Annotated in this window: 10 protein-coding genes; 3 read left to right on the top strand and 7 right to left on the bottom strand. The window is 31.9% G+C overall.

What is annotated here, in order from left to right; translation table 11 throughout:
- The first annotated feature begins 216 nt into the window (after positions 1–216).
- Positions 217–1260: a hypothetical protein gene (locus KM029_RS10800; protein WP_144073289.1), complete on the top strand. Its 1044-nt coding sequence runs from the start codon at positions 217–219 to the stop codon at positions 1258–1260.
- A gap of 127 nt (positions 1261–1387) precedes the next feature.
- On the opposite strand, the gene KM029_RS10795 is transcribed toward KM029_RS10800, so the two are convergent.
- The 4 genes from KM029_RS10795 to KM029_RS10780 form a co-directional block, all read right to left on the bottom strand.
- Positions 1388–2815, bottom strand: a complete 1428-nt coding sequence (locus KM029_RS10795; protein ID WP_144073288.1) for an MFS transporter — start codon at positions 2813–2815, stop codon at positions 1388–1390.
- Positions 2816–2830: 15 nt separating this feature from the next.
- Positions 2831–4372, bottom strand: a complete 1542-nt coding sequence (locus tag KM029_RS10790; RefSeq protein ID WP_144073287.1) for a glycoside hydrolase family 10 protein — start codon at positions 4370–4372, stop codon at positions 2831–2833.
- Between the two features lie 63 nt (positions 4373–4435).
- Positions 4436–5296 carry an ATPase gene (locus KM029_RS10785; RefSeq protein WP_144073286.1) on the bottom strand — a complete coding sequence of 287 codons (861 nt, stop codon included), beginning with the start codon at positions 5294–5296 and terminating at the stop codon, positions 4436–4438.
- 27 nt (positions 5297–5323) lie between these two features.
- Entirely contained in the window at positions 5324–6229 is a 906-nt protein-coding gene (locus KM029_RS10780; RefSeq protein WP_144073285.1) for a coiled-coil domain-containing protein, read from the bottom strand.
- A 534-nt stretch (positions 6230–6763) separates the two neighbouring features.
- On the opposite strand from KM029_RS10780, the gene KM029_RS10775 reads away from it, so the two are divergent.
- Complete coding sequence (locus KM029_RS10775; protein WP_144073284.1) at positions 6764–7408, top strand: glucosaminidase domain-containing protein; 645 nt, start codon at positions 6764–6766, stop codon at positions 7406–7408.
- 223 nt (positions 7409–7631) lie between these two features.
- Here the strand turns inward: KM029_RS10775 and KM029_RS10770 are convergent, their stop codons facing one another.
- Both KM029_RS10770 and KM029_RS10765 read right to left on the bottom strand, forming a co-directional pair.
- The gene (locus KM029_RS10770) at positions 7632–9380 is read right to left on the bottom strand and encodes an arylsulfatase (RefSeq protein ID WP_144073283.1); all 1749 of its coding nucleotides are present in this window, start codon (positions 9378–9380) and stop codon (positions 7632–7634) included.
- Positions 9381–9556: 176 nt separating this feature from the next.
- The gene (locus KM029_RS10765; RefSeq protein ID WP_144073282.1) at positions 9557–10246 is read right to left on the bottom strand and encodes a hypothetical protein; all 690 of its coding nucleotides are present in this window, start codon (positions 10244–10246) and stop codon (positions 9557–9559) included.
- A gap of 255 nt (positions 10247–10501) precedes the next feature.
- On the opposite strand from KM029_RS10765, the gene KM029_RS10760 reads away from it, so the two are divergent.
- Positions 10502–10669 (top strand): DUF5522 domain-containing protein, encoded by a 168-nt coding sequence (locus KM029_RS10760; protein ID WP_158631028.1) that lies wholly within the window; start codon positions 10502–10504, stop codon positions 10667–10669.
- Between the two features lie 82 nt (positions 10670–10751).
- Here KM029_RS10760 and KM029_RS10755 read toward each other — a convergent pair whose 3' ends face one another.
- A complete protein-coding gene (locus KM029_RS10755) occupies positions 10752–14714 on the bottom strand; it encodes a cadherin-like domain-containing protein (protein ID WP_144073281.1) in 3963 nt (1320 codons plus the stop codon).
- Positions 14715–15015 lie beyond the last annotated feature (301 nt).

Here is a 15015-nt window from a genome sequence, read left to right as displayed (position 1 = left end):
TATATAGTAACGATTTGTGTAAGATTATCTCTTAAAAGAGTTCGGATATCATTGATTTTAAGAGTTGTAGAGTAGATTTCTTAATAAAAATCAAAAATAAATAAATTTAAATGAGTACAAATGTACAACACTTGACTTTACTGTATTGAAACCTATTAAAAGTGTTTTAATCAAATATCAAATTAATTATTATCCAAAAAAATCGTATTATTTATTATGACTATTAATCTTAAAAGTATTGCTCTTGGCATAATGTCAATTTCTGTGGTAACATCTTGTACAACTGATGAATTAACTGGTTCTCAAGCAACTGAATTAGCTGAAGTGGCTGGTGAATTCGCAGTGGTATCATCCAATTTTGAAGTAAAAGATTACACTGATAATGTTACTTCTGATGCAACTGAAAGAGGATATTCTGTGACATCTTCTTCAAATGCTAGAACATTGGATGATGGGCAAGGTGGCCCAGGAAAAAAAGAGAAAAAAGGAAAAGGTGAAACTGGAAAAAGATTCCATGTAAGACACTATATGGACTGTGCAGATATTACAGAAACTACAGTAGATGATACTAAAACTGTTGTTATTGACTTTAGTAACGGAGCTTGTGAAAGTAAAGATGGAGAAACAGTTTCTGGCGTTGTTACAGAAGTACATGAGAAAACAGACACAACTGTAAGTCATTCAACAACATTTGCAGATTTCTCTGAAAATGGCAAAGTAGTAAATGGATCTGTAGCTATAGAAGGTACTCTTACTGTTGCTGATAGTGATGATTCAGATGAAGGAGAAGGTAAAAAAGGATTTAAGCTTGAATCTTCTGATCTATTAAAAACAGTAGACTTGACATTTTCTTTTCCAGCAACTGATTCTACTGAAGCATATACAGAACACATTGAAAGAAGTATTGACGAGGAAATGATGGACGGTATTAAAACTGTTTCTGGTTCTTTAACTGTTACCAGCTCTATAGATGGAGAAAGCTTTACTACAGAGATTACAGAGCCTTTGTCTTATAATCCAAAATGTGGTGAAGGAAAACCTGTATTCGCTCCGTTATCTGGTAAAGAAGTAATGACTAAAGATGGTGAAACTATGACATTAGATTATGGCGATGGAAGCTGTGATTACATTGTTTCAATCACTTTAGCAGATGGAACAACAGAAACTGTAGATTTAAAAGACGCTTTTGATATGTATGGATTTGTTGGAGTAGGTACTAAAGGTGGAAAAAAAGGAGGAAAAAAGAATGGAAGAAAATAATTTCTTCTATCTAAAAGATATTGTGATTCTTTTACCCTAGTTTTTAACTACTTACTGACAAAAAAGCAACGTTCTTGACCTTTGTGGTTTAGAAACGTTGCTTTTCTTTTTATTAAAATATTATATACTAATCTTTGAGTCCAAATGTTTGATCAATTTTTAGATTGAATCCCATCAAAATAGCTGGTATGCCTGAAAATACAACAAGAATGAAGAAGTTAGAATACCCTAAGAATTCTTGAAAATAACCACTTATCATACCCGGTAGCATCATTCCTAATGCCATAAAACCAGTACATACAGCATAATGTGCTGTTTTATTTTCTCCTTGAGAAACATATAACATGTACATCATTAAAGCCGTAAAGCCAAATCCATAGAAAAATTGTTCAATTGCAATTACAATACCTGTGTAAATCAAATTTTCTGGTTGAAAATACGCAAGTAACATATAACCAATGTTAGGTAGGTTAATTGAAAGAAGCATTGGAACTAACCAAAATTTTAACCCTTTCTTATAAATAGCCATACCACCAAGTATTCCTCCAACAACTAAGCAAGCAAGGCCAATTGTACCGTATAACAAACCAAGGTCATCATTAGTTAAGCCCAAGCCACCAATAGCTCTGTCATCTAATAAAAATGGTGTAGCTATTTTTACTAATTGTGCTTCGCCTAATCTATAAAGTAAGATAAAGCCAATCACATTAAATAAATCTTTTTTATTGAAGAATGAGAGAATAGGAGAGTTCATCTTTTCAGGGTTTTTCTTGATTTTCTTTTTTAAATCAGAAACCATGAATATACCTACGGCTATACCTAAAATTAAATAAGTCCATGATGTATTATAACCTGTGAACTCATTAATTAACCAACCACCAAGTAAGATAATACACATCTGACTAAAGATTATACCTACTTCTTTCAATCCTTTTTCTTGTTCTTTTTGTGGTCTTACCACTTCTTTATTAGGAAGGATAATTTTATGTAAAATACCAAAGCTAATCATAGCAACACCAAGCCCTAAGAATGTGGTAGCCCATATGGTTTTATAATCTCCGTATTGCTTATAAAAATGACCTGTTAGAAAAACAATACCACCTTGACCTGCCCACATGGCTAATCTATAAAAGGTACTTCGTATTCCAACAAAAAAGGCTTGTTGATCGTCTCTTAAACCAATCATGTAAAAGCCATCTGTAGCAATATCGTTGGTTGCAGATGTGAAAGCGACTATCCAAAAAGCAGCTAATGAGTATTTAAAGAAATTATCCATCGGAAGTGTAAGAGCAACAGCTGCAAATGCACCACCAATAATTAATTGCATAGTAGAAATCCACCATTTTTTTGTTTGAAGAACGTCGACAATCGGGCTCCAAAATGGTTTAATTACCCAAGGTAAATAAAGCCATGAGGTGTAAAGAGCTATTTCTGTATTGTTGAGTCCAAGGTTCTTGTACATTATTACAGCAACCGTCATAACAATAGTATAAGGTAAGCCTTCTACAAAATATAATGACGGAAGCCACGTCCATGGATTTCTATCTTTTTGCATTCTTAAAATTCTTTATTAATGAATGATTTTTACTTTCTTAGAGAATAGTCCTCCTGCTTTTAGCATTATTGCATTACTACGAGAACTTTCATTTTTATTAGCATCTAATGCTGTAACTATGTAAGTATAGGTAACTCCTTTTTTTATCGTTAAGTCGGTATATTCTTGTTTTTGATAAGGTTGTTTGTCAACTACATCAAGAATAAACTGTCCTTTTAAAGAGCCAATATCTTTTGTTTCATATCGGTAAATGACATATTTTCTAATGTCTGAGCTTGTGTTTTTATCTTCCCAAGATAAAGAAACTCCAGAATAAATATTCCCTTTGGCATTAGTAATTCGTACTTTGTTAGGCGTATCTTGTTCCATTCTGAAGCTAGAAGGGGGTAAAACAAAGGTGTTATATTTTTCTTGAATACTTTCAACTACATTCAAAGGGTTAGAAAATAGGTATTTGGCACTAAAAAATGCATTTCCTTTTACATTATTATATTTTCTGTTGATATCAATTTGGGCTGAAATTTCATTGGGATCCATCCATTTTTCTCCTAATTTATAGAGAGCTTGACCTATATATAAATTAGTACCAAAACTGTTGTTGTTCCACCACATAACAACATCTTCGTATGGAGCAGCACCTAACTCTCTATGCCAATATACTTGAGGTATAACATAGTCTAACCATTTATTTGCCATCCATTTTACAACATCGGCATACAAATCATCATAGTTAGTGATACCAGCTTTTGTTGCAGACCCTTTCGGGTCATCTTCTTTATTTCGCCAAACACCAAACGGACTAATACCAAATTGAACATCAGGTCTTTCTTTATGAAGTTTCTCTGAGAATGTTTTAACAAAATAATCTACATTGCTTCGTCGCCAATCTTCAATAGAGATAAATTGGGTAGAGTCAGCATATAAATCAAATGTTTCTTGATCTGGGAATTCTTGATCTGCAATAGGGTATGGGTAGAAATAGTCATCAAAATGTACTGCATCTATGTCGTAATGTCTTGCTACATCCATAATTGCATCAATTACAAAATCTCTACCTTTTGGATGACCAGGATTGTAATAGTATTTGTTTCCATATTTTACAAACCAATCTCTATTTGTATTAAAAGGATGATCTGCTGCTAAAGCAGTAGTATCCGCATTCATTGTAACTCTGTAAGGGTTAAACCAAGCATGAAAGTCAAGGTTTCTTTTATGTGCCTCTTCAATCATAAATGATAGAGGGTTGAAGTAAGGGTTAGGGCTTTTTCCTTGCTCACCCGTAAGAAATTTACTCCAGGGCTCATAGGCAGAGGGATAAAAAGTATCTGCAACAGGTCTGACTTGAACAATTACGGTATTGAAGCCTATACTTGATATTTTATCTAAATAACGTACATAATCTTCTCTTTGTGCTTGCATAGAAGCACTACTTGAAGATGGGAAATCAATATTATTTACCGTAGCGATCCAAACGGCTCTAAATTCACGGTTCTCTTGAGAATATCCTACAGTAGCTAAAATGCTAAAAAATAATAGGAATAAAAGTCTGATTTGCATAAAAAGTAATCTAGATGTTAGATTTTTTGATAATGTGAAGATACAAGCAAATCCTATCTTTCACTACTTTAAATGAAAGTCTATTAAACCAGCAGACGGAGCACTAACAATTTTATTTATCGATAAATTGTTCATGCTAAATACATCTTTAATAATTGGTGAGAAATGATATGCAATAGAACCTGTGAGTTCTATGTTGGTGTGCTTGTTATGTTTTAAAGGGAGTATGTAGTATTCTATATATTTTTGAAACTGTAAGGTAACCATCTCAAAAATTACTTTATCTATCTCTACATACTGTTTGATAAAAGGTGCGAATGAAGCACAAAACTTATTAGGGGCTTCTTCTTTATAAAGTTTCTGAAGAATATCTTCTGTACTTAGATTAAACTGATCTATAAAGTTATTGGTTGTTATAATAGAAAGTTGATTGGTCAGTAATAACTTTAAAAATTCTAAACCAATGGTGGCTCCACTTCCAAAGTCACTTAATAAATAGCCCAAAGAAACAGGCTGATCTATAATTTTACCATTTCTATATAGGCAAGAATTGGCACCAGTTCCTAAAATACCCGCTATACCATTTTCTTTTCCTAATAAACTTCTAGCAGCACCTAGTAAATCACCTTTTACACTAATTTTTACTGTAGAAAAAACTTTTTTCAATAAGGATTTAAGATAGGATTGTTGCTCTTTGGTACCACAACCTGCTCCATAAAAATATAAATTATTGATTGAAGAAGAAGGGTAAATAGTAGAGATCTGTTTCTTGTCTTTATGGAAAGCTTCAATTAATTCAGTCTGGTTCCAAAAAAATGGATTATAACCTTTTGAGGTGAAGGTGTAAATAATTTCTTTGGCTTCAATATCAATTAAAGTCCAATCGGTCTTAGTAGATCCACTATCGGCAATTAAATGATACATGACTATTTGTTGTTTAGGTTTAAAAAATTAATCTCTTTCTTGGGATTTATTGAATACCATTAAATCGGTACCATTTCTTTGTAAAGCAAAAACCACAAAAATTATTAATGCAATTACTAGTACTATACTAGTTACTGAAATTATTTTATATAGATCTGTATTTGCCTGAGTTTGTAACTCTTTTTCTTTGTATTGAAGTTGCTGAGTTTGTAATTCCTTTTGCTGTACTAATTGCAGTTGTAAATCTTTATCATTAGCAGTTAATCGAACGGTATTTAATTCGCTTCTTGTTGTAGCCAATTCTTGCATCAATTTACTGTATAATTCTTTCTGATTTCTTAATGCTTCTTGAGCAGATACTTCAGATTGTTCTGCTAGTTTCTGATCTTTAAGCGATTGAAGATGTTTTGTTTGCGTACGTTCTAATTGCTCTTGAACCTCTGATAATTGTTGTTGATTTGCCTTGATTAATTCATTTTGTTCTTTTGAACGTTGACTCATTTCCTGAATTACTCGGTTGTTCTCATCAATATTTCTTTGTAATCGAAACTTATCATCTTTTAAATCAGAAATACGGTTTTCAAGAGATCTGATAGACCCTTGTTTCATATCCAATTTTTGATCATGAGTAGTTAATTCTGCTTCTCTTTCATTCAAACGTTTCTCTAATCGTAGTATATCATCTTTTAAATCAAGAATACGATCATTTTGGTGTTTAATTTTTGATAAGTAAGCACCACTCTCAGCTTCTACTTGAGCATTTTTCTTTTCGAGTTCATTAATACGCATCCTTTGTTGCTTAGTTCCGTCAGAGCCAGAAAAAGCAGCGTAAGCAGCAACAGTACCAACGATAATTAAACCTATGATACCCACGGGAAGCCAACTTTTTTGTTGCAATAGTTCGTCTTTAAAACCAGTAGTATTATTTCTCATTGATATATATATGTCTGTCGGTAAAAACCGAAAGCTGTTTTACAGAATTTGAAAATTGCAGGAGGGTTCTGTAATAGTTCTGAATATTGTCAAAAAAAAGCACTTTATCAAAAAAATAACCACAAATATAGCCTATTGGTAAATGAGGTGATAATGTGACTGTTAATTGAGAATAATATACTTTGGACAGTTGAATTTTTACTATTTCCTCTTAAATCTTATCCAAATTTATCAAAAAAAAGGAAATTTTTTGCCCATTTGCTCGATTAAATGGTCTACTATATATCATATGATTACTAAATAAAGTACTATTAATAACCTATTTCAATCAACTATATTAAAATAATACAATTATATGTGTAAAAAATCAAAATAACCTAATTGTAAATAATCGTTTATAAAGCATTGTTTTATTACTTGTGTATGTTATATTTGCATCCAATAATTTAATTATGCTGAAATACTTAATTAAATCGCTGATAATCAGCACAAGCGTCAGACGGACACTTGAATTTTTGACATAACAAACTTTTAATGAAAAAGTTTTTGCTCATTTTAACTATTTTTGTAACAAGTGTAGGAAGCTTTGAAATTGCGAATGCATCTTCAAATACTTCAATTACAAGTGTAAAAGATACAGATACAATAAAGAGAGAAGATTACATTCGTACTTTGTACAAATCTTTTGATCCAATTTGTAGAAAATACGGTATCAATACAAAAGTAGCTATATCACAAGCAATAGCAGAGCAAGGTTGGGAACTGAGAAAAGATTTCAGAATCTTCAACATCGCTTCTACTAGTACTACAAGAAGTAAATTGGTCTATGATATCGGAGAACAACGATACAGACGATATAGAGTTTATACATCTTTAGAACAAGCAGTAGAAGACTATTGCAAAGTGCTAACTAGTTTCCATACTTATCGTAAAAATGGATTATTTGAGACATTAGATCCAAATAAACAAATTGCAGCGATTACGAAAGGTGGATATGCTACAAGCCCTACTTACCTTCAATTGGTAAGTGCGGTAATGGACAGATTTGTTGCTCCAGTAGTAGACGAGTTACGTGAAGAAGAAGCTATGGCAAGAAGATCTCAGGAACTTCAGTCAGTAGCATCAATTAGTAGCGTAGAAGCACAACACATTCGTTTCTGTCTTCCTTCTGGATACTAGAATCGAATCTTACATCTCGACTTCAATAAGAAGAAATATTATTAAAGACCTTGCTTAACGGCAGGGTCTTTTTGTTTTACATTATTTTTAGTTCAGAAATGAAATAAAAATAATAGTAATCAAATTAGTACCATCATATCGTATTTTAATGGGCTAACCTAATTACTATTAATGTTACTTTTTGAAGTGAATTCTTAAATAATATCTAATAAATTATTTAAAATTAATGTGCTACGCCTCTCTCTGCATTTTTGATTAATTGTTTTAGCACATCATAATCTGCTGGAACGGGAACTACACCATTTTCTTTTTCATATTTACTATATCCAGCTTTTAACTTTGCTACAAGTTCTGGCATCTTACTAGCTAAATTATGCATTTCAGAAGGATCGTTAACGATATCATATAATTCCCATTTACCTGTACCTTTTGTTTTAGGGTTGATAGATAGTTTATATTTACCTTGGAACGCAGCACTGCTTCCTGCTAGTTCATAACCAATAATTTCATCATCATTATGTAAAACTTTAGACTTTCCAGTCAGAAAACTCCACATACTTTTCCCAGTGATTGGGTAAATCTTTTTTCCATTATAAAAGCTACCAGTATCTTCTATGCCAGCAACTTCTAACATAGTTGGGACAAGGTCTTTAACAAAGGCGAAATTTTTAACCATTTTGCCTTTCTCTAAAAATTTAGGAAACCAAGCAACAAAAGGAACACGTATTCCTCCCTCTGTAGAAAATGTTTTATAATAGCTATTGGGAGTATTAGCAGCTGCAGCCCATCCTGGTCCATAATCTGCATAAGAACCTTTTAGCCCCATCTTTGAATAGTCGCCATTATAGTCTTCCATAAAAGTGTATTCGTAGTTTGCTCTATACCATTTATCAAACCCAGGCTTTGTTGTTAGTTGGTTTGGATCGGCACCATTGTCAGAAAGAAATACAATTAAAGTATTATCATATTCTCCAATTTCTTTTAGATAACTTATTAATCTACCAATATTTACATCCATATTGTCTACCATTCCTGAATAGGCTTGCATTTTACGAGCATTGAATTTTTTTTGCTCATTTGATAGTTTATTCCAATCCTGAATTTTCCAATCTGGCTCTGTGGTAGCAGCATTATCTGTATTCAAATCTACATCTTTAGATACAATACCAAGTTTTTTCTGTTTAGCTAAACGATTTTCTCTAAGCTTTTCCCAACCTTCATCATAAACACCATTGTATTTATCGATATATTCTTTTGGAGCTTGGTGTGGATAATGAACAGCTTGGTAAGAAAGGTAAGCATAAAAGGGTTTGTCATCTTTCTTAGACTCACCAATATATTTCATCATTTTGTCTGTGTAATAATTTGATGAAAAATAATTTTCAGTTGGTAGGCTAACTTGCTTTTCATCTTCGTAATAATGAACTGCTTTATACATTGGAATGTAAGGTTGCTCAACCCAGTTATCAGCGCCGCTTTCCATTAATGCAAATGAGTGTTCAAAACCTTTAGCATATGGAATAGTAGTTTCGGAATGTCCTAAATGCCATTTTCCTACCATGTAGGTATGATACCCGCCATCCTGCATTCTAGTTGCAACAGAAATCACATCATCATTTAAATAACCTTCATAACCTGGCTTCCCAAATTGATTGTCTGCTTGGATTTCTGTCATATTACCAAGGCCTGCTCTATGGTTGTCAACTCCAGTCATTAGCATTGTTCTTGTTGGAGAACATGCTGCACCAACATGGAAATTTGTGAATTGAATGCCTTCATTTACCAGTTTATCTATGTTAGGTGTTTGGATTTCACTACCAAAAGAACCGATGTCTCCATACCCCATATCATCTGCTAAAATGATTAAAATATTTGGCTTTTTTGTTTGCTTAGAAAGCTCCTTTTTTTGATTGTTATTACATCCTATTAAAACAAAAAGGATAGCTAAAATTGATAAGCCTGTTATTTTCATATTGAGTGTTTTGATTTGTAATGAAGTTTAGTAGTAAGATATAAAGTTGATTAGATAGATATATACATACTTTATTATCTATAGTTATAAAATTAGCAGCGTTTGGTAATAATTACAAATGTTATTTTTAAAAACGAATTTAATTTAGAATGAAAATATGGATTACTTATTTGGTGTTACCTGTTGTTTCTAACAAAGTAATTGAGGTAGAAAATCATTCCGAAATAGGTAATTATTAATGTAGGGACATTAGAGTTAAATGCTAAATTAAAATTGGGGATAGAAAACCATTCTCTAAATGAAGTAGTAGCAATTGTGAGCATAAAGCCAATACCAAAAATAAATAATCCGATAATTGCAATTTTATTTACTGTTGATCTGTGTACTCCTTCCTTAACTTCTTGTGAGAAAAAATACCATAGAACAACTATACAAAAAACAGCTTCTATAGCAATTGCGGAGTAAACATTCGAAATATATAATCCTAAACCAATACTAGAAGAGTCTTCTCCAAATACATGATGAGGATACCCTGAAAAAAAATCAAGTATAAAATGCCCTGCAACTATTGCACTACCTATTAGCCCAATTTTAGCACTTTTAAAATAGAGCCTACCAAAAGCAAAAACTAAGATTAACCAAAACATTTGAGGTAGAAGATCATGACTAAACAGCATATTAGCTGTCATATTGTTGAGTGTTGCATTGAAAACATCTGAGGGTTCTGTTACTTCAATGCCTAAATAATGTAATAAGAACCATAATAAATCTTGAAGTTGAGAAGCTATCAGAAAATAGAGAAAAGTCCCTTTAGGATAGCTTTGCTTGTTTGCAATTAATGCTGTTGAGAAATGCCCGGCTAACATAGTGTAACTCGATTAAGGTAGTTAAAACTTTGTGATTAGATAATTTACGAAATAATACTGAAAAGTACTTTGGATTAGTTGATACACTCTCAATTACAGTAATACTACTAATTGCTATGTTTCTAATAAGAATAGTTAGATGTTTTGCTACTTTAAAATTTAGGAGAATAGTTAAGGTGAAAGAGTTATTCTAAAATAATAAAATATTGATATTGAGTTTGTATTTTTGTGTACCGAAATTTTAAATAGACACAAATGGGAAAACAGCAACCACTAAAAGAAGGGGAAGATTATTATATAGAAAATGGCTTGTATGTTTTTACTAAAGCCTTTCACGAAAAACGAGGGTATTGCTGTAAGAATCAATGTAAACATTGTCCTTGGGGTTTTAAAAAGAATAAGGTTAGAACATCTTTGTTTTAGCCTTAGTTATTGATATAAAATATGAGTCACCTCTTAGTTTTAATTAGGAAGTGACTCATTTACTTTACATAAATTTTGAAAACTATTTTTTGAGAACTTTATAACTTATATTTTGATCACCGTTGTGTATTCTGATAAAGTAAAAACCACTTTTGAATCCATTGAAATCTATATTTAATATTCTTTGATTATCGAAAGTTTTTTTAGAAACAACCTTACCGTCTAACGATATGATTTGAATTTCACCTTTAGATATTTTTTCAAAATTAATATTTAATTGATTGTCGATAGGGTTAGGAAAAAGACTTATTTTATCAAAAAGAGAGTATTCACTACTAGTTACTGTAGATAGGTTAATTAGAAATGTTTGATCGATTAATTGATTAGAATAGCTATCTGATACAGTAAAAGTAAATGTATCTGTATCAGCACTATTGCCATTATTAATATACCTGATTTTTTGATCAATGAGATCTTGCTGTGTGAAACTACTAATGTCATTTCCAATGTCATCTGTATTTTCGAGGTAACCATTATTTGGGTTCGTTGTAATAATAAATTGTAGTGATAAATTATCACTATCGCTATCATCTATTTCTAATTCCAAAGTTGTGATCGTAGCAGTATCACCAATGTTTAATGAGATACCATTATTTACAATAATAACAGGAGCATCATCATCTACAGGGTTAATGGTAATATTAAATGTTTGTCCATTTATTTCATTAGAAGCACCATCTGTAACCCTAAAAGTGAATGTATCACTAGTAGTGTTGGTTCCGTTGTGTACATACTGAATTTTACCGTCTGAAATATTCTGTTGCGTGAATGAATTAATACTAACGCCAGGATTATCAGAGTTTTCAATTTGCCCATTACTAGGAGCAGCAATAATAGTAAATATTAAAGTAGTATTGTCAGAATCACTGTCATCAGCTCCTAATTCAGTACTAGTAATATTTAATGAAGCACCTTCGTTTAGAGCTAAACCATTATTTGTAGTGATTGTAGGTGCATCATCATCAATAGGGTTAATTGTGATGTTAAATGTTTGGCCAGTATTTTCATTCGGAACACCATCAGCAATTTTAAAAGTAAATGTATCACTAGTAGTGTTGGTTCCGTTGTGTACATACTGAATTTTACCGTCTGAAATATTCTGTTGTGTGAATGAAGTAATACTAACGCCAGGATTATCAGAGTTTTCAATTTGCCCATTACTAGGAGCAGCAGTAATAGTAAGTATTAAAGTAGTATTGTCAGAATCACTGTCATCGGCTCCTAATTCAGTACTAGTAATATTTAATGAAGCACCTTCGTTTAGTGCTAAGCCATTATTTGTAGTGATTGTAGGAGTATCATCATCAATAGGGTTAATTGTGATGTTAAATGTCTGGCCAGTATTTTCATTCGGAACACCATCAGCAATTTTAAAAGTGAATGTATCACTAGTAGTGTTGGTTCCGTCATGTACATACTGAATTTTACCGTCTGAAATATCCTGTTGTGTGAATGAATTAATACTAACGCCAGAATTATCAGAGTTTTCAATTTGCCCATTACTAGGAGCAGCAGAAATAGTAAATATTAAAGTAGTATTGTCAGAATCACTGTCATCAGCTCCTAATTCAGTACTAGTAATATTTAATGAAGCACCTTCGTTTAGAGCTAAACCATTATTTGTAGTGATTGTAGGAGTATCATCATCAATAGGGTTAATTGTGATGTTAAATGTCTGCCCCGTATTCTCATTCGGAACACCATCAGCAATTTTAAAAGTAAATGTATCACTAGTAGTGTTGGATCCGTTGTGTACATACTGAATTTTACTGTTTGAAATATTCTGTTGTGTGAATGAATTAATACTAATGCCAGGATTATCAGAGTTTTCAATTTGCCCATTACTAGGAGCAGCAGTAATAGTAAATAATAAAGTAGTATTGTCAGAATCACTGTCATCAGCTCCTAATTCAGTACTAGTAATATTTAATGAAACACCTTCGTTTAGTGCTAAGTCATTATTTGTAGTGATTGTAGGTGCATCATCATCAATAGGGTTAATTGTGATGTTAAATGTCTGTCCCGTATTTTCATTCGGAACACCATCAGCAATTTTAAAAGTAAATGTATCACTAGTAGTGTTGGTTCCGTTGTGTACATACTGAATTTTACCGTCTGAAATATTCTGTTGTGTGAATGAAGTAATACTAACGCCAGGATTATCGGAGTTTTCAATTTGCCCATTACTAGGAGCAGCAGTAATAGTAAATATTAAAGTAGTATTGTCAGAATCACTGTCATCAGCTCCTAATTCAGTACTAGTAATATTTAATGAAGCACCTTCGTTTAGAGCTAAACCATTATTTGTAGTGATTGTAGGTGCATCATCATCAATAGGTGTAATAGTGATGTTAAATGTTTGATTTGAGAGTTCATTAGAGCCATCATCCGCAACTTTAAAAGTGAAAGAATCACTACTAGTACTACTTCCATTATGAACATATTGAATTTTATTGTCTATGATATTTTGTTGTGTGAATGAAGATATGCTCACTTCTGGATTATCAGAATTTTCTACTTGACCATAAGAACTAGAAGATGTAATAGTGTAAATAAGTGATGTGTCATCATCATCTATATCGCTACTTGATAGAAAAGTACTTGAAATTGTACCATTAGCATTTTCATTTATGCTCAAATTATTATTTACATTAATGATTGGAGCATCATCATCTAAACTAGTAACACCAATTGTTTTCGTACCATTTGCATTTCTGGATTGTGAATCATTTATATTAATAGTAATAATCCTATTGGAAGTTGCTGGATTTTGAGATGTATTTCTATATGATACAGCTCTTAATGTCTGTTGTACTAATGAACTTGATGCATTGCTATTAAACGTGATTGTTAAAGTAGTTGAATTAGTTACAGTTCCTTCTGTAGCACTTAATGTTCCAAAAACTGTACTTCCATCTTGTAAGTTAGAGCTACTTGTGTTTATGTTATTTACTATATTGTCAGGAATACTTATTTCATCATAAGTATCGGCATTGGTGGTAATTTGAACAGTTAATGTTCCTCCATCCCAATCACTATCAGATATTGATGCATTGGAATCTAACTGTAATGGAGATGATCCTTCATTATAATTAGAACTACTTGAGTTTATTGTAATAACTGGGTTGGTATTAGCAGGTAAAATGGATAGATCATTAGAAAGTGCACCTGTGTATAAGCTAACAGAATCAGTATTTGAAGCTAACCAATTACTTACAGTGTGTATTCTGATTAACCAATCAGGTTTAGTAGCACTACTTGTTGGCCCATCATAAATATAGTTATCATATTCACCAGCTGAGAGTTCTTCTTGTGATAAATTTCCTTTTAATTGTGCTTGAGTAAGCATACCATTAGCATTTGCATAGCTTGCATTACCTGTTCCATCTACAGTTGATAAAATAGTCATATTATCCGGAGCTTGAGAAGCAGCAGAGGTGTGGGTATTAGGAGAATCTAACCATCCATGTGTATTAGGAGAGCTATTATCACCATTAAAAGCATAAATCATTCCTGCTTCTGTGTTACTAGATCCGTCTAACCTTTGTATCGTTCCATTATATGTATTGTTATCTGTTTGATATATAAAAAGTTGATCTCCTGCAGAAAGATTCATATCAGATGATCCATTTGAATGGAATAATGTTCCATGATTTGGATTTTTAATAGCTAATGTAGTTGTAGACTCATTTGTAAACCTAATAATTGTCCCCGCGGTAATATTATTACCTACAGTCCATTTGAAAACATCTTCGGACCCATCAAAAGTGAAACCTGAATTATCATAACCTTCATCTGTAAGGAAAATGATAGAATTAGCAGGGATATCTGCTAATGCAACAATAGCAAATTGATCGTCGAGATCTGTATTTCTTGCAACTACGACTAAATCTGCAGAATTTAAAGTAGGCTGAGCGATTGATGTATGAAATTGAAGTAAATAAAAACATACAAAAAATAGAATTCGTGTAATTGTGTATTTCATAATAAGTTATTTTGATAATGGGATAGTTGAGATTAAAGGTTAATTAAAATTGTGTATTGAATTTGAGTAGATATTGTGAAATCATTTTTTATTTATTCTTATTTTAATAGTAATGATATAGTAGTTTTCTTTTGGAAGGGTTTTGATAGTGTGTTACGGTGATTGATATTATTGAGTGGCTATATTAGGTTTAAGTAGAGAATTACAACTATTAATTAATTTAATCTTTTTATTCATTATCGTCAATTATCATATTGATATTCAGTATTGTATGTATGTTTTTTTATTGTATTAAATTTTT

The sequence above is a fragment of the Flammeovirga kamogawensis genome, assembly GCF_018736065.1.
GTDB lineage: Bacteria > Bacteroidota > Bacteroidia > Cytophagales > Flammeovirgaceae > Flammeovirga > Flammeovirga kamogawensis.
This window is presented reverse-complemented; position numbering and strand designations above follow the sequence as displayed.